Source organism: Streptomyces sp. HSW2009, assembly GCF_040240285.1.
Lineage (GTDB): Bacteria > Actinomycetota > Actinomycetes > Streptomycetales > Streptomycetaceae > Streptomyces.
This window is the reverse complement of sequence record NZ_JBEHZD010000076.1, coordinates 1-20,398: the sequence shown is the minus strand read 5'-3', so window position 1 is coordinate 20,398 and position 20,398 is coordinate 1. Positions and strand designations below refer to the sequence as shown.

The window sequence follows — 20,398 nt, the reverse complement described above, 5'->3', positions numbered from 1 at the left end:
CCCCCCGCCCCCCCGCCCGCCCCGCCCCGCCCCCGCCCCCCCCCCCCCCCCCCCCCCCCCCCCCCCCCCCCCCCCCCCGGGGGCGGGCGGCTGTGCGTATGCGCACCGGTCGGGGCCGGGCCGGGCGGGCCGCGGCGTCCCCTCAGTCCGCGCTCCGCTGCTCCTTCGCGGCGGAGGCCGTGGCGCCGGTGCCAGCTCCCGTGCCGGTGCCGGCCCCCGCATCGGCCAGGAACTCGGCTTCCGCCGCGGTGTTCGCCAGCCGCTGGCCGCGCAGCAGGAACCAGGCGACGACCGCCGTGGCGAGCAGCACCGCGGCGCCCACCCCGGCCGCGATCCGCAGGCCGTCCACGAACGCCTCCTTGGCCGAGTCGAGCAGGGCGGTGGACTGCGCGTCGGGGAGGCCGCGCACCGCTTCGACGGCGCCGCCCAGCGACTCGTGGGCCTCGGATGAGACGTGCTCGGGGGTGCCCGGCGGGGTCGAGAAGTCGCGGTAGACGCCGGTGACGATGGAGCCGAGCAGGGCGATGCCGAGCGCCGCCCCCAGTTCGTACGCCGTCTCGGAGACCGCGGAGGCGGCGCCGGCCTGTTCCTTGGGCACGCTGGAGAGGATCACGTCGGCGGTGACGGTGAAGGAGAAGCCGGCCCCCACACCCACCACCAGGAGCACCGCGCCGAGCAGCGGATAGCCCGTATCGGCCTGCAACCAGGTGAGCGCGGCGAGTGCCAGGCCGACGGCTGCGAGACCGCCGGAGACCACGATGCGGACCGAGAAGCGGCGCGCGACCAGGCCGGCGACCAGGCCGGCCGAGACCGCGCCGACCGCGGCCGGCAGTTCGGCGAGCCCGGCCTCCAGCGGCTCGCGGTCCTGGACCAGTTGGAGGAACTGGGAGAGGAAGAAGACCAGCCCGGACAGGCCGAGGATGGTCAGCAGGTCGGCGAGGACCGCGCCGGAGAAGCCCCGGTGGTGGAAGAGCCGCATGTTCAGCAGCGGCGACGGCAGGGTGAGCTGGCGACGTACGAACCAGGTGAGGGCGCCCACGCCAACCACGCAGGTGGCGAGGATGTCCCAGCTCAGGCCGTGTGCCGCGGCCTCCTTGACGGTGTAGACGACGCCGATCATGCCGACCAGGGACAGGCCGACGCTCGGCAGGTCCCAGGGCCCGGGCGAGGGGTCGCGGGACTCGGGGAGCATCCGGCTACCGACGATGACCAGGACGGCCATGACGGGCAGGTTGATCAGGAAGACCGAGCCCCACCAGAAGTGTTCGAGCAGGAAGCCGCCCACGACCGGCCCGACGGCCGCGCCGGCCGATGCCATCGCGCCCCAGATGCCGACGGCCAGGCTGCGTTCGCGCGGGTCGTGGAAGAGGTTGCGGATCAGCGCGAGGGTGGCGGGCATCAGGGTCGCACCGGCGACGCCGAGCAGCGCCCGCGCGACGATCATCATCTCCGGGGTGGTCGCGTACGCGTTGAACACGGAGATCGCGCCGAACGCCACGGAACCGATCAGCAGCAGCTTCTTGCGGCCGATGCGGTCGCCGAGGCTGCCCATGGAGACCAGCAGACCGGCGATGACGAACGAGTAGACGTCGCCGATCCACAGCAACTGGGTGCCGGAGGGCCTCAGGTCCTCGCTGAGGAAGGGGGTGGCGAGGCCGAGGACGGTGGCGTCCACGGCCACCAGCAGCACCGCGAGCACCAGCACGGCCAGCGCCAGCCAGCGGCCGGGCCGCGGCGTCTGGTCGCTGGGATGGGCGCCGTGTCCCGGGTCGCCGGGGTGGGCACCGTGCCCCGAGGCGGCTATCTGACTGCTCATTGCTCCATGCTCCGTCGCACGCCGCCGAGCAGCAGCTCGGCGACCATGCGTTCCATGTCGTTGGGGGCGATCCGGCCGTTGTGCACGGCCCAGGCGGCGGCGCCGAGCAGGCCGTACAGTGCCTCGGCGCACCAGGCGGCGGTCAGGTCCACGCGGACTTCGCCGCGCTCTTGGCCGCGCTGGAAGAGGCCGGTGAGCCGGGCGTCGAGCCGGTCCCAGCCGGCGTTCACGTCCCCCTCGAAGAGTTGGTTCTCGGTGGTCAGGAAGGCCAGTAGGGGGGCCTCGTCCCGAGTGTGGGCGACCAGCCTGCGCAGGGCCTGCGGTACGTCGCCCTGCTCGATGTCCGCAGCGTCGAGCGCCGCCCCGAACCGGGCGAGCCCCAGCTCTTCCAGGGCCCTGACCAGCGCGTCGCGCCCGGCGAAGTGGCGGTGCAGGGTGGCCCGGCTGATCCCGGCCGCCTTGGCGATCTCGTCCATCGACGCGGTGGCCTTGCGGGTCAGCAGGGTGGCCGCGGCCCGGAGCACCTGGTCTCTATCCACAGACATGAGACGAAGCTACCTCACATGAGACAACAATGTCTCATCGATGCGACCCCCCACCGGCCGCCGGCGACACCGAAGCGCGCCGCCACACCCCACTGTCCCCCCATCCCCACCCGCCCGCATGCGCCGGACTCGATGCGTCTGGTGCCACTTGATGCGTATACACCCACATCCAGCCACTTTCGATGCGATACGCTCCTGCACCCCATAGGAATCCCCCTATACCCCCCGCTGGATTTTCGTCTTTGCTTCGATTTCCTTCCCGGATTTACGGTGAAATCACTCGAAGAGGGCGTCGGGGAGCCTAACCAAAACGGGCCCTGCGGCCCACGTCAGGAATTCCCGTAAAAGAAACTACGGCACCCTCGGATTCCCTTCCGACGCCTCCTTCGAGAGCCCCTCGCATTACTCGGAATTCAGCAGTGAAAACCCGCACCAGGGAGAGGACCGAAAGACATGGCCACGGTGGATAACGCGTACGGAACTTCCGCAGCAGGGGCCTTCCGCGTACGAGCCCATCCGCGCACGGAAAGCCGCCCCCACACAGACCCGCCACCCACCACGGCCACCGGCCGCAACCCACAACCCACAGAAACAACAAACCGGGCGGGCGCGCAGTGAGCCCGCCCGGTCGCGGGGCAGGAAGAGGTGAGGGAAGAGGTGAGGGAGAAATCAGACGTGGCCGTGCTGGCGCTTGGCCTCGGTCCACTCGCGTTGGGCGGCCAGGTCGGCCTTGACCTCGCCAAGCTGGACGGCGACGGCGGACGGCGCGGTGCCGCCGCGGCCGTCGCGTGCGGCCAGCGCGCCGGAGACGCTCAGCACCGAGCGCACCTCGGGCGTCAGGTGCGGCGAGATGCCCGCGAACTGCTCGTCGGTGAGCTCGTCGAGTTCGATGCCGGCGACCTCGCACACCTTGACGCACTCGCCAGCGACCTCGTGCGCGACGCGGAACGGCACGCCCTGCCGCACCAGCCACTCGGCGATGTCGGTGGCGAGCGAGAAGCCGGCCGGCGCCAGCTCGGCCATCCGCTCCTCGTGCACGGTGAGGGTGGCCATCATGCCGGTGAAGGCGGGCAGCAGGACCTCCAGTTGGTCACAGGAGTCGAAGACCGGCTCCTTGTCCTCCTGGAGGTCGCGGTTGTACGCCAGCGGCAGCGCCTTGAGGGTGGCGAGCAGGCCGGTCAGATTGCCGATCAGCCGGCCGGACTTGCCGCGCGCCAACTCCGCGATGTCCGGGTTCTTCTTCTGCGGCATGATCGACGAGCCGGTGGAGAACGCGTCGTGCAGCGTCACGAACGAGAACTCCTTCGTGTTCCACAGGATCACCTCCTCCGCGATCCGGGACAGGTCGACGCCGATCATCGCCGTGATGAAGGCGAACTCGGCGACGAAGTCACGGGCGGCCGTGCCGTCGATGGAGTTGCCGGACGCGCCGCGCTCAAAGCCGAGGTCGGCCGCGACCGCCTCCGGGTCGAGCCCGAGCGAGGACCCGGCGAGCGCGCCGGAGCCGTACGGGGAGACCGCCGTCCGCTCGTCCCACTGCCGCAACCGCTCCGCGTCCCGGCCGAGCGCCTGTACGTGGGCGAGCACGTGGTGGGCGAAGAGCACCGGCTGTGCGTGCTGGAGGTGGGTGCGGCCGGGCATGGCCGCTTCCGGGTGCGCCTCGGCCAGGGCGACCAGCGCGTCCTGGAGGTCGGCGATGAGGCCGCCGATGATCCGGGCGTGGTCGCGCAGGTACATCCGGAACAGGGTGGCGACCTGGTCGTTGCGCGACCGGCCGGCGCGCAGCTTGCCGCCGAGGTCGGGCCCGAGCCGCTCCAACAGGCCGCGCTCCAGGGCGGTGTGCACGTCCTCGTCGGCGACGGTGCCGACGAAGGCGCCCGATGCGACGTCGGCTTCGAGCTGGTCGAGCCCGGCCAGCATGCGCTCCAGTTCGTCCTGGGTGAGCAGCCCGGCGGTGTGCAGCACGCGCGCGGGCGCGCGCGAGCCCGCGATGTCGTACGGGGCCAGCCGCCAGTCGAAGTGGACGGACGCCGACAGGGCGGCCAGGGCCGCGGCCGGCCCGTCGGCGAACCGGCCGCCCCAGAGCCGGACGTCACCGCTGTTGCTGCTCAACTGTTGCTCCTCGGGAATCGCATGCGTAGGTGGCGGGTGTGCGACCGCCTCCCCGCCGCGAGGGCGAGGAGGCGGTGGCTGCTGGCGAGGGTAGCGCTCAGGCGAGGTCGCGCTTGGCCGCGATCTTCGACGACATGCCGAAGATCTCGATGAAGCCCTTGGACAGCGACTGGTCGAAGGTGTCGCCGGTGTCGTAGGTCGCCAGGTTGAAGTCATACAGCGACTGCTCCGAGCGCCGTCCGGTGACCACCGCGCGCCCCCCGTGCAGGGTCATCCGGATGTCGCCGGAGACCTGCTGGTTGGCCTCGGCGATGAAGCCGTCCAGGGCCCGCTTGAGCGGCGAGAACCACAGGCCGTCGTAGACGAGCTCGCTCCAGCGCTGCTCGACCTGCCGCTTGTAGCGGGCCAGTTCGCGCTCGACGGTGACGTTCTCCAGCTCCTGGTGCGCGGTGATCAGCGCGATGGCGCCGGGCGCCTCGTAGATCTCCCGGGACTTGATGCCCACGAGGCGGTCCTCGACGATGTCGATCCGGCCGATGCCCTGCGCGCCGGCGCGCTCGTTGAGCTGCTGGATGGCCTGGAGGACGGTGACGGGCTTGCCGTCGATGGCGACCGGCGCACCTTCCTTGAAGGTGATGATCACCTCGTCGGCGTCGCGCGGGGTGGCCGGGTTCGAGGTGTAGTCGTAGACGTCCTCGATCGGCGCGTTCCAGATGTCCTCCAGGAAGCCGGTCTCCACGGCGCGCCCGAAGACGTTCTGGTCGATGGAGTACGGCGACTTCTTGGTGGTCGCGATCGGGAGGTTCTTCTCCTCGCAGAAGGCGATGGCCTTGTCGCGGGTCATGGCGTAGTCGCGGACCGGCGCGATGCACTTCAGGTCGGGCGCGAGCGAGGAGATGCCGGCCTCGAACCGCACCTGGTCGTTGCCCTTGCCGGTGCAGCCGTGCGCCACGGTGGTCGCCCCGTGCTTCTTGGCCGCGGCCACCAGGTGCTTGACGATGGTGGGCCGGGAGAGCGCGGAGACCAGCGGGTACCGGTCCATGTAGAGCGCGTTGGCCTTGATCGCCGGCAGGCAGTACTCGTCGGCGAACTCGTCCTTGGCGTCGGCGACCTCCGCCTCCACCGCACCGCAGGCGAGCGCGCGCTTGCGGATGACGTCCAGGTCCTCGCCACCCTGTCCGACGTCCACGGCCACGGCGATGACCTCCGCGCCCGTCTCCTCGGCGATCCAACCGATGCAGACGGAGGTGTCAAGGCCGCCCGAGTAGGCGAGTACGACGCGCTCGGTCACGGGTTTCTCCTTACGATGCATACGCTGACTGGCATAAGTATGCATCGCTCTGCATGGTTCGTCAATGCGGCAACGCGGGGCGCGTAGGCGCACTCATCCGTAGATTCACTGACGCGAAACGGCACGGACGGTTACCCCTTCCTGCGAGCGCCCCGCCGGCAAGGCACCCACAGCCCGGCCCGTACGGAACGGCTGGTGGGCCAGACCTCGTACGGAACGGCCGGCCGGCTAAGACGCCGCCCGGTGGGCCGCGCGAGGGCTCACCACCTCACAGGCACACGCCCCACCCCGCCCAAAGCACAGCGACCTCACCCACACTCCCCCGCTACCAAGAGAGCGGCCCCTCACCCCCGCACCGCATCCGCCAGCACCTGCACATGGCTGATCTCCAGTTCCTTCGTCGCCGTCAGGAGGGTGAGCGTGCCTGCGGCGGCCAGGGTGTGGAGGTGGGTGACGGCGGCTTGGGGGGTGGGGGCGGTCAGTTCTGCTGCGTAGCGGCGGCTGAATTCGGGGAAGCGGTCCGGGTCGTGGCCGTACCAGCGGCGGAGTTCCGTGGACGGGGCCGCGTCCTTGCACCATTCGTCCAGTTCTGCCGTGGCCTTGGCCAGGCCGCGCGGCCAGATGCGGTCGACCAGGACGCGGGTGCCGTCCGCCGCCTCCGGCTCCTGGTACACCCGTCGTACCCGTACGTCAACGGCTCGGGACATGATCGCCTCCAGTCATCGTCCAGCGCCCCCTTCCATCATGGGAGGCATGGGAAAGAGTTACGAACGCATCGAAGGGCGGCTGCGCACCTTCATCGAAGAGCAGAAGGTCTTCTTCACCGCCACCGCACCGCTGGACGGCGAGGGCACCGTCAATCTGTCACCGAAGGGCGTGTCCGGCTCGTTCGCCGTGCTGGACGAACTGACCGTCGGCTATCTGGACTTCGCCGGCAGCAACGCCGAGACCATCGCCCACCTGCGCGAGAACGGGCGCATCACGCTGATGTGGTGCGCCTTCGACGGGCCGCCGAACATCGTGCGGGTGCACGGGCGCGGCGAACCCGTCTTCCGGGACGATCCGCGCTGGCCCGAGCTGCTGCGGCACTTCCCCGCCGTGGACCCGACGCCGCACGGGCTGCGCGCCATCATCCTGGTCACGGCCGAGCACATCCGGGACACCTGCGGCTTCGCGGTTCCGCTGATGGACTACCGGGCCGACCGCGACACCCACGCCCGGCGCTTCGCGCGCGAGGACGACGCCTCGCTCGCCGCGTACTTCCAGAAGAAGGAGTACATCGGCACCAGCATCGACGGCCTGCCCGGCCTGCCGCTGCCCCTGCCGCCGACGCCGCACGGCGAGCCGGACGAGGCGCCCGACGGGGTCGGAGCGGTCTCGGGTCGCGGATAGCCACCGCGCCCCGGGCACAGCACCCCTGACACGGCACCCCGGGCACAGCCGCCCGGAGCGGCTGCCCGGCCGCACCTCCCGATGCCTGACGTGCAGGTCGGGGGGCCAGTCGAAAGCCGTCACACGGGGCCCGGAAGGGGCCGCGCGTCCCGGCGTGGCGTGGTCGCAAGGGCGCGACCGGCCACGCGCGGTGCGTCAGTGGGCGGCCCGAGCCGCCGGCGAGTGGGGCAGCAGGGGCGTCAGTGGTGCGTACGTCCGTAGCGGTACGGACGTCCATGGGTACCTCAGCGGCCCCACGCCTCGCGCAACACCCGGATCTCCTCGGGGCTGCTCTCCCGGGCGATGTACGGGATGTCCAGCAGATGGCGGGTGTGCTCCTCGCCCATCCGGGTGCGGACCACGTCGGCGTCCGCGATGACCTGGGCGTAGAGCGCGGCCCCGTCCATGCAGAAGACGTCGATCAGTGTGGTCCGCCCGTCCAGGGCACGCCGTACGTTGCCCTCGTTCAGATCGATGCCGTCCCACCAGGGCATGGTCGCCCGGAACTCGGCGTTCACCTGGTGCGCGGCGCGGTACACGGCCATGAAATCGGGGTCGTCGGCCAGCGCGGGGAGCGGGGTGGCGGCGCCGGCGGCGCCTTCGGCCCCCCGGGGCGGCTCGGCGCCGAGGCCCGTCGGGCCCGCTCCGCCGGTGCCCGGCAGGCCGGCAGCGGAGGCCGGCAGCGCGTCCCACTGCCGCTTGACCTCCACGGCCTTGGCGCCGTCCAACGGGGCCAGGAACTCCAGGATCGTCAACGTGCCCCCGCCGTCCAGCACTTCGGCGCTCTCGACACGCGGCAGGTACGGGTTGCCCGCGCAGCGCCGGCACAGTTCGACGAAGGCCGCGTACGCCGGGTCGAAGGGGCAGACCCGGGCGGCCAGGTGACCACTGGGCGAGCGGAGGCCGACGGCCCAGTCCCCGACGCCACACGGCGTCCAGCCGAGCCGGACCAGATGCGCCGTCGCATCGCGGTGGGTGTCGAGGTGCCAGGGCCGGTCGGCCAGCGGGGCGAGGTCGGCAGCGTGCGGCGCCGACGGGTCCAAGGTGCGCATCCGCGCAGCCTAGGAGGCGGGGGGCGGCACCGGCACCGGATTTTCCCGCCGTACGGGCAGTCGGTGGGCTGACGGGGGCCAGCCCTGTGGGGCTGCGGCTGGCTCTGCGGAGTTGGGGAGTTGCGCAGCGCGTTGGCCGTACGAAGTGCGAGGGGGCGGCCGGGCGCAGGGAGGAGGAGTCGCGCGGCCACCTGGTCCCGGCGGAGTTGGCGCATCACGCGGCGCGGTGGCCGTACGGCGACGGGGCCACCGGGCCCACGGTGGCACGGGCGGACATGGGGTGGCGAGTCGCGCGGCGAGTTGCCGGTACGGCCCGTGTGGAGGGGCGGTCACGGGGAGTTGAGGAGTCGCGCCGCGGCCTCGTCTCGGCGGAGCCGGGGGCGCGCTACCCCGCGGCGGGTGGGTCCGCTCTCGACCGTGATCTCCCGAATTCTGACCCCCAGATCGACGTTTGCACCCAACACCCCTTGGCTTTACGGGCCTTGACGCGCCCGGCGCGGCTCGCGTACGGGCCGGCCGGGGCAAGTTGTGGGAAGGTGTCGCAGTGTCGGGGGAAGAGTGCGAGCCTGGAACACGCTGACTGAAGCGCGTGCAGAAGGAGCCGACGGAATGTCCACAGAAAGCACCCGCGCCATCATCGAGACCTATCTGGCCAAGACCCGCGCCCGGGACCTGGACGGCGCGGTGGCGCTGTTCGCCGAGGACGTCGACTGGGACGCGCCGGCCTCCGGTGCGACACCCTGGTCGGGGCGGCGCTCCTCGCGGGCCGAAGTGGCGGAGTTCTTCCACCTCCTGCACCAGTACCTGGCCACCGACGAGTTCACCGTCACCCACACCGTGGTCGAGGGGGACGACGGCGTGATCATCGGTCACCTCACGGACACCGTGAAGGCCACCGGGGCCAAGCTCCACACGCCGTTCGCCGCACACGTCACCGTGCAGGGCGACCACATCAGCCGCTACCGACTCTTCGAGGACACCCACGCGCTGGCCAAGGCGCTCGACGGGGTGCCCACGCCCGCCGCCGACCAGCAGACCGCCGCTCCCGCCGCCCCGACCCCGGCCGCGACCTCGGTCCCGGCCTCTGCTTCTGCCTCCGGCTCCGGCTCCACCACCGACGGCGCGCCCACCGGCTGACCGACCGGCCCCGCACGCTCCCCCACGCACCCGCCCGTACTGCCCCTACCGCCCTGCTCCACTGCCGCCGCCCGTCCCGCCGGGCCACCGCAGAGCCGGGTCGGCCGGCGCCCGCGCGCATCGGCCGGCACTCCCCCGCGCCATGCACCGGCCCGGCGCACCCCAGGCCGTACCGCCGCCCCTCGCCGGCCGACCGCGCGGGCGGCCCGGAGCACACAGGACCGCCAGGAAAGGCCCCGCCCGATGAGCCTCAACGACCAGTTGTCCCAACCCGCGGTACGCGCCTTCGTGGCCGCCGTGAACGCCTGTGACCGCGACGCCCTGTGGGCCGCCCTCACCCCGGACGCGACCATGACCGACGACGGCAAGGAACACCGCCTCGTCGAATGGGCCGAGCGGGAGATCTTCACCTCCCACCCGAGCATGGACGTCGAATGGGAATCGGCCGACGGGCTCTCGCTGCGGGCCCGCTACCACAACGACATCTGGGGCGACCTCTCCTCCGCCTGGACGTTCACCCTGACCGACGGGAAGATCAGCCACTTCGCGGCCGGCCCGGGCTGAGCGGTGCGGCGGCCGGGCGGCGCCCGCCAGGTCCGCCCCCGGCACGCCGGCCGGAGCAGCCGGCCCGTACGACCGGCGACGGCCCGACGGTGCGGGCCAGACGGGACCCGATGAGAGGAGCCGGGTGAACCACCCTCCGGGGGGAGCAGCGACGACGGCGGGGGGAACAGCGGTACGCCTACGGCTGCTTGGCCCGGTGGGCGTCGACATCGACGGTCGGGGCGCGCGCCTCGGCCCGCAACAGTGCGCCCTACTCACGCTGCTGGCGCTGGCCTGTGGCCGGGCCGTCAGCACCACGCGGATCGTGGCCGCGCTGTGGGAGGGCGACGCCCCGCAGGGCGCGGTGACCACGCTGCGCACCCACATCCTGCACCTGCGCCGCATCCTGGAGCCCGGCCGGCGGGCCAAGGACGGCTTCCAGGTACTGGTCAGCTCGGGCGGTCGCAGCAACACCAACTACGCGCTGCGACTGGCGGACGAGCAGGTGGACGCCATGTGGTTCCTGACCCTGGCGCAGCGGGCCAGGCGCGCCTTCGCCGAGGGCGAGCCCCGGCGCGCCGTCGAGCACTGGGACCAGGCGCTGGCGCTCTGGTCGGGGCCCGCGCTCGACGGGGTCAGCGAGCGCGGTTTCGCCGTCACCGAGGCGGAGCGGCTCACGGAAATGCACCTGGTGGCCCGGGAGGAGCGGGTGGACGCGCTGCTCGGGCTCGGCCGCAACGAGGAGGCCATCGACGAGCTGAGCACCCTGGTCGAGGGGCACCCGCTGCGCGAACGGCCCCGGGCCCAGCTCGTCCTGTCGCTCTACCGGGCCGGCCGGCAGGCCGATGCGCTCGCCGCGTACCGGGACGTGCACCGGGTGCTGGACGTGGAGCTCGGCATCCAGCCGGGGCGCGCGCTCCAGGAGTTGCACCGGCAGGTGCTCAACGCCGACCCGGCCCTGGAGCTCGACGCGCCGCGGCCGGCGCCCGCGCCGCCCGGGGCCCCGCCCCCGGCGGGCGGCCGCCCCCGCGGCGGGGGGGGGGGGCGGCGGGGTGCGGGGGGCGCGGGGCGGCGGCGGGGCCCGCGGGCGCGCCCGCCGGCCGGTGCGGTGGACCCGTCGTCGGGCGCGGCCTCGGCGACCGCGGTGGTCTCGGCGACCGCGGCGGTCGCGGTCTGCGCCGGCACCGTGGCGGCGGCAGCGCCGCTCCCGGTCCCGGCCTCGACGCCGGCGGCCGTGGCCTTGGTGCTCGCGGTGGCGGCCGGCTTACGGGCCCCCGGCAGGCGCAGCCAGCTCCGCCCGGCGGGGACGGTGCCGGTGCGGCGGCCGATCAGGCGTACCGCCAGATCGCCGACGATCTGCACGAAGGTGACGACGACGACCAGCAGGACGACGGTGACCAGCATCAGCCGGTCGTCCGAGCGCTGGTAGCCGTTGACGATCGCCAGGTTGCCGAGCCCGCCGCCGCCGACCGCACCGGCCATCGCCGAGTAGCTGATGAGCGTGATCACGGTGGTGGTCAGGCCGGCGATCAGGGACGGCAGCGCCTGCGGCAGCAGCACCTTGAAGACGATGGTCCAGGTGCCGCCGCCCATCGACTGCACGGCCTCCACCAACCCGCCGTCCACCTCGCGCAGCGCGGTCTCCACCAGCCGGGCGAAGAAGGGGATGGCGCCGATCGCCAGCGCCACCACCGCGGCCGACGGGCCGATGGAGGTGCCGACGACGAAGCGGCTGAAGGGGATCAGCGCGACGATGAGGATGATGAACGGCAGCGAGCGGCCGATGTTCACCACGGCGCCGATGAACTTGTTGACGACGACGTTCTGCAACTGGCCGCCGCGGTCGGTGAGGACCAGCAGCACGCCCAGCGGCAGTCCGCCGAGCACCGCGTAGAGCGTCGACCACCACACCATGAACAGGGTGTCCATGCTGGCGTCGTTGAGCGCGGGCCACATCTCGGACCAGGTCACTTGGCACTCTCCTTGGCCTGGGTGGAGTCGGCTGCGGCCAGGCCCACGATGGGCGGCGTCGTGCCCTTCGGCGCCACTTCGACGTGCAGCCCCTGTTCGCGCAGGAAGCCGATCGGCACCACGTTCTCCTCGTACGAGCCGGGCAGTTCGATCCGCATCCGACCGACCTGCCGCCCGGCGACGGTGTCCATCGCCGCGCCGAGGATCGAGATGTCGATGTTGTACGTGCGCGCCAACTGGGAGATCACCGGCTGGGTGGCGGCCTCGCCGAGGAAGGTGACGTCCACGACGGTGCGGCCGGTCACGGAGGGCTCGCCGCCGACCGGGAACAGCTCGTGGGCCAGCTCGGAGCCGGGGGTGGCCAGCAGTTCGGCGACGGTGCCGGTCTCCACCACCCGGCCGCCCTTCATGAGCGCGGCCGAGTCGCAGACCGTCTTGACGACGTCCATCTCGTGCGTGATCAGCAGCACGGTCAGGCCGAGTTCCTGGTTGAGGTCGCGCAGGAGTTGCAGGATCGACCGGGTGGTCTCGGGGTCGAGCGCGGAGGTGGCCTCGTCGGAGAGCAGCACCTTGGGGTCGCCGGCCAGCGCGCGGGCGATGCCGACGCGCTGCTTCTGACCGCCGGAGAGCTGCGCCGGGTAGGACTTGGCCTTGTCCGCGAGGCCGACCAGGCCCAGCAGTTCGAGCGCCTTGCGCGAGCGCTCCTTGCCGGATATGCCGAGGATCTCCAGCGGGAGTTCGACATTGGCCTGGACGGTGCGCGAGGAGAGCAGGTTGAAGTGCTGGAAGACCATGCCGATGCGGCTGCGGGCACGGCGCAGGGCGGCGCTCGCGCGCTGGCCGTTGCCGGCGAGCGCGGTCAGGTCCTGTCCGGCCACGGTGACCGTGCCGGAGCTGGGGCGCTCCAGGAGGTTCACGCAGCGGATGAGGGTGGACTTGCCGGCGCCGCTCTGGCCGACGACGCCGAACACCTCGCCCTCCCGGACGTGCAGATCGACGCCGTCGAGCGCGGTGACCTCGCGGCCTCGTGAGCGGTAGACCTTCGTCAGGCCCGTCGTGGTGATCACAGGGAGTTTCCGTCACTGTCGAGTGCACGGCGGATGGGTCGCCGGCCCGGGGCATTCATTGCGGAACGCGGCATACGGAGTGGGGCGGGGAGCAGGTCATCACTGTCCGGCTCCGGCTTCCGGCGACGCAGGGCGCGTCCGACGTCGTACGCGGTGCATACGGACGTACTGCGGCACACGGTCTCGCTTCGGGGCGCGAGGCTCCGGCTGGGGCCCTCAGCGGTCGCACATTCGACACATACAACGAGCACCGGGCGTCATGTTCGCCTCGGTCGCAAGCGCGCGGTTGCTCGTAGTGGTCATGCCGGCAAGTAAACCAGACATGCACATGGCTCGATCAAGCATGTCCACATCGTGGAACCACTTGATCAAAGTATGGACCTTACACGATCATGACCGCGCCGACGCGACCACCCCCGGGACAACTGCCGCGACCTGCACAGATACCGGATAAAAGGTACGCATCCCTCTGGCCGTCACAAGATCGACCACGGCCGTCGCTGTGGCCAAGGCCACGGCCCGTACGGCGGCCAGAACGACGGTCGGCCGGACCCGGCGGGGGCCGCGGGCCGCCCGGGGGTGCGGGCCGGGGCCGTGGGCCGGGGCCGCGGTGGAGGCGATTAGAGTCGTCGTATGGCTGTCCATCCCTGTGTGCGCCCCCGCCCCGCGCGCAGCCCCGCGCGGAGGTGCCGGTGTTCGACGCGTTGACGTGGGTGGTCAGTCTGACCGCCCTGGCCCTCGCCGCCTGGTGCGGCCACGCCGCCTACCGCGACGAGCCGACCAAGGACTGGCACTTCATCGGCATGGCCGTGGTGACGGTGCTGGCCCTGGCGCAGTTGGTGGTCGGGATCGTACGGCTGGCGCAGGGTGACAAGCCGGTCGACGGCACGACCATCTTCGTCGCGTACCTGATCGGCGCGGCCTGCGCCGTACCGGCCGTCGGGTTCATGTCGCTCACGGAGCGGACCCGCTGGGGTTCGGCGACGGTCGCCGCAGGCGCGGTGGTGCTCGCGGTGCTTGAGGTGCGGTTGTGGGACGTGTGGGGAGGCGGCCATGCCTGAGTCGGAACACCGCGAGCCGCCGGAGGCCACGCCGGAACCGGCCCCGACGGCGCGGCCCGTGGGGGACGCACCGGCAGCCCCCGACCCGGCGACACCGCAGCGGCGCCGGGCGATCGGCGAGGGCCCGGGCCGCATGCTCGTTCTCCTCTACGGCGTCTTCACGGTCGCCGCGGCCTCCCGCTCGATCTACCAGCTCATCGCCCAGTACGACGAGGCACCGCTCGCCTACGCGCTGTCGGCGGTGTCCGCCGCGGTCTACGCCTTCATCACGCTCTCGCTGGTGCGCGGCGGCGACGGCGCCCGCCGGGCGGCCCTGGTCTGCTGCGCGGCCGAGCTGGTCGGGGTGCTCGTGGTGGGCACCTGGACCCTGGTGGAGCCCTCCGCCTTCCCCGACGAGACGGTCTGGTCGGACTACGGCATGGGCTACCTCTTCATCCCGATCTTCCTCCCGGTGACCGGCCTGCTCTGGCTGCGCCGGGCCCGACGCGAGGCGACGGCCGACGCGACGACCACCGGCACGGCGGCGACCGACGGCTGACCGGCCTGGGGGCGCGGCGGGCGTCCCCGCCGCGCCCTTAGCGTCCACCACGCCCCTTCGCATCCGCCGGGCCCTTCACGCCTTGGCGGCTGCGCATGTCTGCGCATCTGCGCGCCCGCGCCTCAGGCCGTGTCCTCGTCCGTCGGCGGGCCCTCGTGGTGCCACTCCCGGCCGGTGTAGAGGACGGCGCGGTACACCGCGCTGGTGGCCCCGGCGGTACGGGGCGTGCGGCGGGCGGCGGCGGTCAGCCGCTCGTGGACCGCGCGGTAGGCGGCGTGTGCCTCGGGCCGCCGGCCCTGGGCCAACAGGCAGTCCGGCAGCAGGGCCAGCGCCGCGGCACGGGTGCGCGCCAGCTCAGCGGCGGCGCGGCGCTCCGTCGCCGAGGCCGGCGCCTGCGGCGCTGCGGTGTCCCACACGGTGCGCACCAGGGCCTCGGCCCGCGCCGCCGCGCCGTTCAACAAGTGGTGGTCGGCCATCCGCAGCCGTACCGCGGCCAACTCGGCCCGGGCGGCGGTGCCGTGCTGGCCCGCGAACCGTTGCTCGGCATCGGCCGCGACCATCGCGTACAGGTCAAGCGCCGTCTCCACCTGGCCTACGTCCCCGCAGAACGCGGCGGCCCGGGCCGCCGCGCCGCAGGTCAGCGGGTCGGACGCGGGGAGCAGGGCGACGGTCCCGGCCACCGTGCGGGCCAGCGGCTCCGCGCGGAAAAGCTGTCGGTACCACTTGGCCAGCCGCCACGTCGCGAGCGTGACCGCCCGGCCCGAGCCTCCCGGCCGGTTCATCGCCTCGTACACCGCGGGCTGCGCCCCTTCGAGGCGGCGCACCTCCCCGGCGCGCGGCCGCGCGCCCACGGCGGCGGACGCGACCCGCAGCCGGGTCACGAGGTCATCGCGCGGGCCGAGGTGACGGCAGGCGGTACGGAGGGAGTCGGCCCAGGGTTCACGGCGCAGCCGGTAGCGGGGCGCGCGTGCGGCCACCAACTCCAGATAGGCCGTGCGCAGGGCGAGTCGGACGGGATCGGCGCTGGCCAGCGCGCGGTCGGCGGCCTCAAGGTCGGCGCCGGCGCGGTCGAGTCCGGCCCGGTCCGCACTGCCCCCTGCGGCGCTCGCGGCACGTGCCGCACGGGTGGCGAGGGCTGCCGCACGGCGCGCCCGCGCGTACTCCTGCTCCGCACCGATGTCGTCGCTGACCTGGCTGGACCGCATGACCGCTCCCCTCGCGGTGGGCGACCTGGGACACGTACGGAAGTGGACCGCGAGGCACGGCGCCGGTGCGCCGGCCACGACCCGGTCAGCGTACCGGCGCCGGCAGCCGGATTCACCGGTACGGGCCGACGACCGTGGACATGGTCAAGGCCCGCACTCGGGGCGGGCCTTGACCACAAACTACGACCACAAACTACGACCACAAACTACGACCACAAACTACGACGACGAACGACAACCGTGAACGACGAACCACGGACATCGGCCGCCGGCTGCTGACCGCCGGGCGCTGACCGCGAGTACGTACGGCGGTCGCGGGCCGAGGCCGGGCACCGGGTCAGGCGCTGGCTGCGAACGCCTCGGCCGAGGCCCGCTTCTCCAGCGTGACCATGCTCAGCGAGCGGCTGACCTGCTCGGTGCCGATCTGGGCGTAGCCGCACTTGCGGTACAGGCGCAGATTGCCCTCGCTGCGGTGGCCGGTGCTCAGCCGGTACCGCTTGACCTGCTCGGCCGCCAGCCGGGTCTCGATCGCGGCCAGCAGCCGGCCGCCGAGGCCGTGCCGCTGCATGCGCGGGTGGACGATCAGCTTGGCGATCGCCGCGGTGCCGTCCGCGTGCACGGCGCCCCGGACCGACCCGACGACCTCCTCGCCGAGCCGGGCCACCAGCACCCAGCCGTTGCCCAGCTCGGCACGGAGGTCGTCGAGGGGTTGGGTCAGCGGCTCGATCGAGTAGTCGCCGTACAGCTCGGCCTCGCTCTGGTAGCAGAGGTATTGGAGCTTGAGGATCTGCTCGGCGTCCTGCGCGGTCGCCGGAGAGATGGTCACGCTCATGCCCATGTGCGCATGCCTCCTCGGTGAGTGCTCGGGCCGCGGTGAGGGTGGCGGTGCGGCCGAGCGTGGGTGCCCTGACAGGAGTCGCCGCGGGCTAGGCGTCGCCTCCATGGCGCCGATTGTCTATCGCTCCCTTCCCCAGGGTTCAGGAGCTGCAACCTCCGCCATCAGCATTCTGCGCAGGCATCCAAGGCAACGGGAACGTACTGGCCCCAGACTCCCCTGTGAGATTCCCAACTCACCGGCGATTTCACGGTAGGTCGCATCCTTGGTCGACATCATCGCCAGCAGCACCCGCGGGCACCTGCCGGGCAGCCTGCGCACCGCGGCCCGTACCCGGCGCAGTTCGTCGGCCCGTTCGGCGAGACGCTCGACCTCCGGCGCCGCGGGGTGCGCCGGCCCGCCGTCCGCCGTGTCGTACGGCACCTCCCGGCGTGCCCGCCGCCGCTCGCCCCTGGCCTCGGCGCGTACCGCGGCCCGCAGCCACGCGGCCCATCCCGCCGGCCGGGTCGGCGGGCCCTCGGTCGCGATCCGCTCCAGGAGGCGCAGCCAGACGCCCTGTTCGAGGTCGGCGGGGTCGAGCCCGGCGGCGTGCGCCTCGGCCGCCGCCTCCGCGGCGAGCAGCGGGCCGAGTGCCGCGAGCAACTGCTCACCGGCCCGGGACCTGGCCGGCCGCCGGGCCAGCGCGGCGGCCGGGGTCGTCGGGGTGACCGGACCCGCCGGTGCAACCGGGGCGGCCGGGGTGAGGTGACCGGTCCTGCTGGTGCGGGTGGTGTGCGCGGGGTGGCCTGTGTACGACGGGGCCGGCGCCTCTACGAGTGGGTGCGCCGCTGACGGATGCGTTACGGGTGGGTGAGCTGCCGGTGCGTGCGCTGCCGGTGCGTGCGCCGAAGCTGGATGCACTGCGGGTGCGTGCACCGCAGGTGGGTGCGGGCGGTACCGGGGCGCGGCGGTGGGGAGGTCCATGCCGCGCTAGACAGCGCCCGTCCGGCCCCGGTTGCCGTGCGGCGGGCGCATCACCCGACCGAGCGCGCGGCAGGTCACGGCGCTTGACGGGCCCCGTCGAGATGCGGCGCGTTCGACCACCGACGGTCGTTTTGCGCCAGGTACGCACACGGGCCGCGGGCCGTCCGGCATGCGGTCCATGGCGTGTCCGGCATGCGGGCATCGGGCATCGGGCATCGGGCATCGGGCATCGGGCATCGGGACAGCCTGCCGCCCAAAGTCCGGGCCGCGCCCCGGCCGGCCACCTGGCGCCGGGAACACGACCGCCCCGGGCCGGTTGCGATAACCGGTCCGGGGCACGGGCGACGCCGCCGACTCCCCCGCCGCGACGCGCGCCGCTCCTGCTGCGGGGGTGGGCCCCCCCCCCCCGGGGGCCCCCCCCCCCCGCCCCGGCCCCCGCCCGGGGGGGCGGCCCGGGGCCCCCCCCCCCCCCCCCCCCCCCCCCCCCCCCCCAGCAGCGGAGAACCGGGCGGGACCTCAGCCGACGCCCCGGGCGGGACCCGGTCTGGACCTCGTACGAGCACCTGACCGGAAGCCCTGGGCGGAGCCGCGGGGCCACGGAGCCGCAGGGAGCACACCGGCCCCACAGCCCTCCGCGGCCCCGCGAGAACTACTTGCCGACGAAGTCCGCACGGGCCAGCAGCGCCGTGTCCGGGTTGTCGGAGAAGATCCCGTCGATGCCGGTGGCGAAGTACGCCTTGAACGCGCCGAAGGCGTCCCCGTACGCGGCCGGGTCGGTGCCCTTGCGGAAGTCGAGCGGCAGGAAGCTGTTCTCGTTGCGCATGGTGTAGGGGTGCACCAGCAGCTTCCTGGCGTGCGCGTCACGGACCAGCGTGGTGGGCGTGCCGAGCTTGCCGCTCTTGTCGCGCGGGATGACCAGCGACAGGTCCGGGCCGATGCCGCTCGCGAAGCCGGCGATCCAGGCCAGGCCCTTGGGCGTGATCAGGTCGGCCACCGTACGCGGGTCGCCGGACTCGACGAAGTCGTACGGGCGCGAGGAGGGCGAGGAGAGCAGCACCACACCGGGGCAGCTCACCAGCTTGTGCAGCCGCGCGATGCTGGTGGGCTCGAAGGACTGGACGAAGTTGGGCGAGTTCTTCCGGTGCCGGCCGTAGGCGCGCAGCAGCTTGGCCAGGCGCGGTTCGAGCTCCAGGCCGATGTTGCGGAAGTACGTGGGGTGCTTGGTCTCGATGTGCAGCCAGATGCGGCGCCCGCGGCGTCGGCCCTCGCGCTCTGCCCACTCCAGGACCTCGGTGAAGGTGGGCACCTCCCAGCGGCCGTTGTAGAGCGTGTTCTGCTGGCGGGTGCCGGGGATGCGCTCGGTGGCCCGCAGGGTCTTCAGCTCGGCGAGCGTGAAGTCCTCGGTGAACCAGCCGGTCAGCTTGGTGCCGTCGACCGTCTTGGTGGTCTTGCGGTCGGCGAACTCCGGGTGCTGCGCGACGTCGGTGGTGCCGGTGATGTCGTTCTCGTGCCGGCAGACCAGGTGCCCGTCCTTGGTCGGCACCAGGTCCTGCTCGATGACGTGCGCGCCCATGTCGAGGGCGAGCTGGTAGGAGCCCAGGGTGTGCTCGGGGCGGTAGCCGCTGGCACCCCGGTGCGCGACGACCGTGGGCACCGGCAGGTCGGGCGTGCCGTGGTGGCCGTGCCAGGGACCGCGCCCGGTGGCGGCGGCCGTGCCCGTACCGGACAGCACCATCGCTCCGGCTCCGACGGCCGCGGCGCCCAGTAGGGTGCGCCGTCCGGGTCGCTGCTCCTGCTCCATGGGTACTCCTCAGTCTCCTGTTGTGCGAGGCGCCGATCGTAGGCGGCCCCACCTTGCCCGGTGGAGACATCGGCCCCAACGGGGCACGAACAACCGTCAACCTCGCGAAGCGGCGGGCCGGCCCGGTGTGCGTACCGGCGGTACCCACGAGTATCGTCCTCACCTGCGCGGGCGCACCGGTGCCGTCGGTGACCCCCCGCGGGGCGCGCACCACGCGCCGTAGCCGACCACACTGACCGGAGGGGTCCGTTGTCCCGCATCGTGCTGAAGGCGATCCTCGGAGTGCTCATGCGCGTCCTGTTCCGCCCGAAGGTGGAGGGCGCGGAGCACATTCCGGGGGACGGCCCGGTGATCTTGGCCGGCAACCACGTGACCTTCATCGACTCGATGTTCGTGAGCCTGATCGTCAAGCGCCCGGTGTACTTCATCGGCAAGGACGAGTACGTGACGGGCAAGGGGATCAAGGGCCGGCTGATGGCCTGGTTCTTCCGGACCAGCGGCATGATCCCGGTGGACCGCGACGGTGGGCGCGGCGGGGTGGCCGCGCTGATGACCGGCCGCCGGGTGCTCGAAGAGGGCAAGGTGTTCGCCATCTACCCGGAGGGCACCCGCTCCCCCGACGGCCGGCTGTACCGGGGCCGTACCGGCGTCGCCAGGCTCGCGCTGATGACGGGGGCCGTCGTGGTCCCGTTCGCGATGATCGGCACCGACAAGGTGCAGCCCGGCGGCAAGGGCCGCCCGCACATCGCCCCGGTCACCCTGCGCATCGGCACCCCGCTGGACTTCGCCCGCTACGACGGCATGGAGCGCGACCGCTACGTCCTGCGGGCACTGACCGACGAGGTGATGAGCGAGGTCATGCGGCTCTCCGGCCAGGAGTACGTGGACGTGTACGCGACAAAGGCCCGCGCCGCCTGACGGACCGCGACGGCCCCGGCCGCCGCCCCGTACCACCGGAACCGCCCCCCCCCCCCCCCCCCCCGGGGGGGGGGGGGGGGGTTTGGCCCCCCGCGGGGGCCGGCCCGGGCGG

The 20,398-nt window shown here is 72.9% G+C and carries 17 protein-coding genes and 2 pseudogenes; 7 read left to right on the top strand and 12 right to left on the bottom strand.

Going from position 1 to position 20,398, the window contains the following annotated elements:
• Nucleotides 1-142: 142 nt before the first annotated feature.
• The 5 genes from AAHZ94_RS09025 to AAHZ94_RS09005 form a co-directional block, all read right to left on the bottom strand.
• Nucleotides 143-1,816: an MFS transporter gene (locus tag AAHZ94_RS09025; protein WP_349992002.1), complete on the bottom strand. Its 1,674-nt coding sequence runs from the start codon at nt 1,814-1,816 to the stop codon at nt 143-145.
• On the bottom strand, nt 1,813-2,361 hold the full coding sequence (locus tag AAHZ94_RS09020) for a TetR/AcrR family transcriptional regulator (protein ID WP_349992001.1): 549 nt from the start codon (nt 2,359-2,361) through the stop codon (nt 1,813-1,815). Before AAHZ94_RS09020 ends, AAHZ94_RS09025 begins: the two co-directional genes overlap by 4 nt.
• A 669-nt stretch (nt 2,362-3,030) precedes the next feature.
• Nucleotides 3,031-4,473 carry an argininosuccinate lyase gene (argH, locus tag AAHZ94_RS09015; RefSeq protein WP_349992000.1) on the bottom strand — a complete coding sequence of 481 codons (1,443 nt, stop codon included), beginning with the start codon at nt 4,471-4,473 and terminating at the stop codon, nt 3,031-3,033.
• Nucleotides 4,474-4,570: 97 nt separating this feature from the next.
• Complete coding sequence (locus AAHZ94_RS09010; protein WP_349991999.1) at nt 4,571-5,764, bottom strand: argininosuccinate synthase; 1,194 nt, start codon at nt 5,762-5,764, stop codon at nt 4,571-4,573.
• Nucleotides 5,765-6,108: 344 nt separating this feature from the next.
• On the bottom strand, nt 6,109-6,471 hold the full coding sequence (locus AAHZ94_RS09005; protein WP_349991997.1) for a DUF488 domain-containing protein: 363 nt from the start codon (nt 6,469-6,471) through the stop codon (nt 6,109-6,111).
• 46 nt (nt 6,472-6,517) lie between these two features.
• Between AAHZ94_RS09005 and AAHZ94_RS09000 the strand changes: the two genes are divergently transcribed.
• Nucleotides 6,518-7,156, top strand: coding sequence for a pyridoxamine 5'-phosphate oxidase family protein (locus tag AAHZ94_RS09000; RefSeq protein WP_349991996.1), 639 nt, complete (start codon nt 6,518-6,520; stop codon nt 7,154-7,156).
• A 284-nt stretch (nt 7,157-7,440) separates the two neighbouring features.
• On the opposite strand, the gene AAHZ94_RS08995 is transcribed toward AAHZ94_RS09000, so the two are convergent.
• Nucleotides 7,441-8,247, bottom strand: coding sequence for a hypothetical protein (locus AAHZ94_RS08995; RefSeq protein WP_349991994.1), 807 nt, complete (start codon nt 8,245-8,247; stop codon nt 7,441-7,443).
• 609 nt (nt 8,248-8,856) lie between these two features.
• Between AAHZ94_RS08995 and AAHZ94_RS08990 the strand changes: the two genes are divergently transcribed.
• From AAHZ94_RS08990 to AAHZ94_RS36370, 3 genes and pseudogenes are all read left to right on the top strand, one after another.
• Nucleotides 8,857-9,384, top strand: a complete 528-nt coding sequence (locus AAHZ94_RS08990) for a nuclear transport factor 2 family protein (RefSeq protein WP_349991993.1) — start codon at nt 8,857-8,859, stop codon at nt 9,382-9,384.
• A gap of 243 nt (nt 9,385-9,627) precedes the next feature.
• Entirely contained in the window at nt 9,628-9,948 is a 321-nt protein-coding gene (locus AAHZ94_RS08985; RefSeq protein WP_349991992.1) for a nuclear transport factor 2-like protein, read from the top strand.
• 124 nt (nt 9,949-10,072) lie between these two features.
• A pseudogene (locus tag AAHZ94_RS36370) lies at nt 10,073-10,810 on the top strand (AfsR/SARP family transcriptional regulator); the annotation flags it as partial.
• A gap of 425 nt (nt 10,811-11,235) precedes the next feature.
• Here the strand turns inward: AAHZ94_RS36370 and AAHZ94_RS08975 are convergent.
• Together AAHZ94_RS08975 and AAHZ94_RS08970 are read right to left on the bottom strand one after the other, a co-directional pair.
• Nucleotides 11,236-11,898: pseudogene (locus AAHZ94_RS08975) on the bottom strand (methionine ABC transporter permease); the annotation flags it as partial.
• Complete coding sequence (locus tag AAHZ94_RS08970) at nt 11,895-12,965, bottom strand: methionine ABC transporter ATP-binding protein (RefSeq protein WP_349991991.1); 1,071 nt, start codon at nt 12,963-12,965, stop codon at nt 11,895-11,897. The gene AAHZ94_RS08970 and the pseudogene AAHZ94_RS08975, both read right to left, overlap by 4 nt.
• A gap of 692 nt (nt 12,966-13,657) precedes the next feature.
• Here AAHZ94_RS08970 and AAHZ94_RS08965 point away from each other — a divergent pair.
• Together AAHZ94_RS08965 and AAHZ94_RS08960 are read left to right on the top strand one after the other, a co-directional pair.
• Nucleotides 13,658-14,026 carry a hypothetical protein gene (locus AAHZ94_RS08965; protein WP_349991990.1) on the top strand — a complete coding sequence of 123 codons (369 nt, stop codon included), beginning with the start codon at nt 13,658-13,660 and terminating at the stop codon, nt 14,024-14,026.
• The gene (locus AAHZ94_RS08960; RefSeq protein WP_502964614.1) at nt 14,019-14,564 is read left to right on the top strand and encodes a hypothetical protein; all 546 of its coding nucleotides are present in this window, start codon (nt 14,019-14,021) and stop codon (nt 14,562-14,564) included. Before AAHZ94_RS08965 ends, AAHZ94_RS08960 begins: the two co-directional genes overlap by 8 nt.
• Before the next feature lie 122 nt (nt 14,565-14,686).
• Here the strand turns inward: AAHZ94_RS08960 and AAHZ94_RS08955 are convergent, their stop codons facing one another.
• From AAHZ94_RS08955 to AAHZ94_RS08940, 4 genes are all read right to left on the bottom strand, one after another.
• Nucleotides 14,687-15,769: a hypothetical protein gene (locus AAHZ94_RS08955; protein ID WP_349991989.1), complete on the bottom strand. Its 1,083-nt coding sequence runs from the start codon at nt 15,767-15,769 to the stop codon at nt 14,687-14,689.
• A gap of 337 nt (nt 15,770-16,106) precedes the next feature.
• Nucleotides 16,107-16,607 (bottom strand): GNAT family N-acetyltransferase, encoded by a 501-nt coding sequence (locus tag AAHZ94_RS08950; protein ID WP_349991988.1) that lies wholly within the window; start codon nt 16,605-16,607, stop codon nt 16,107-16,109.
• A 117-nt stretch (nt 16,608-16,724) separates the two neighbouring features.
• A complete protein-coding gene (locus tag AAHZ94_RS08945; protein ID WP_502964615.1) occupies nt 16,725-17,246 on the bottom strand; it encodes an RNA polymerase sigma factor in 522 nt (173 codons plus the stop codon).
• Nucleotides 17,247-18,216: 970 nt separating this feature from the next.
• Nucleotides 18,217-19,368 (bottom strand): glycerophosphodiester phosphodiesterase, encoded by a 1,152-nt coding sequence (locus AAHZ94_RS08940; protein ID WP_349991987.1) that lies wholly within the window; start codon nt 19,366-19,368, stop codon nt 18,217-18,219.
• Between the two features lie 249 nt (nt 19,369-19,617).
• Here AAHZ94_RS08940 and AAHZ94_RS08935 point away from each other — a divergent pair, with 249 nt between their 5' ends.
• Complete coding sequence (locus AAHZ94_RS08935) at nt 19,618-20,286, top strand: lysophospholipid acyltransferase family protein (RefSeq protein ID WP_349991986.1); 669 nt, start codon at nt 19,618-19,620, stop codon at nt 20,284-20,286.
• The last annotated feature ends 112 nt before the right edge of the window (nt 20,287-20,398 follow it).

Bases quoted from the DNA above. Each gene is read 5' to 3' on its own strand.
- AAHZ94_RS09025 (WP_349992002.1), bottom strand. From the start codon at position 1,816: ATGAGCAGTCAGATAGCCGCCTCGGGGCACGGTGCCCACCCCGGCGAC.
- AAHZ94_RS09020 (WP_349992001.1), bottom strand. From the start codon at position 2,361: ATGTCTGTGGATAGAGACCAGGTGCTCCGGGCCGCGGCCACCCTGCTG.
- AAHZ94_RS09005 (WP_349991997.1), bottom strand. From the start codon at position 6,471: ATGTCCCGAGCCGTTGACGTACGGGTACGACGGGTGTACCAGGAGCCG.
- AAHZ94_RS09000 (WP_349991996.1), top strand. From the start codon at position 6,518: ATGGGAAAGAGTTACGAACGCATCGAAGGGCGGCTGCGCACCTTCATC.
- AAHZ94_RS08995 (WP_349991994.1), bottom strand. From the start codon at position 8,247: ATGCGCACCTTGGACCCGTCGGCGCCGCACGCTGCCGACCTCGCCCCG.
- AAHZ94_RS08990 (WP_349991993.1), top strand. From the start codon at position 8,857: ATGTCCACAGAAAGCACCCGCGCCATCATCGAGACCTATCTGGCCAAG.
- AAHZ94_RS08985 (WP_349991992.1), top strand. From the start codon at position 9,628: ATGAGCCTCAACGACCAGTTGTCCCAACCCGCGGTACGCGCCTTCGTG.
- AAHZ94_RS08960 (WP_502964614.1), top strand. From the start codon at position 14,019: ATGCCTGAGTCGGAACACCGCGAGCCGCCGGAGGCCACGCCGGAACCG.
- AAHZ94_RS08955 (WP_349991989.1), bottom strand. From the start codon at position 15,769: ATGCGGTCCAGCCAGGTCAGCGACGACATCGGTGCGGAGCAGGAGTAC.
- AAHZ94_RS08950 (WP_349991988.1), bottom strand. From the start codon at position 16,607: ATGGGCATGAGCGTGACCATCTCTCCGGCGACCGCGCAGGACGCCGAG.
- AAHZ94_RS08940 (WP_349991987.1), bottom strand. From the start codon at position 19,368: ATGGAGCAGGAGCAGCGACCCGGACGGCGCACCCTACTGGGCGCCGCG.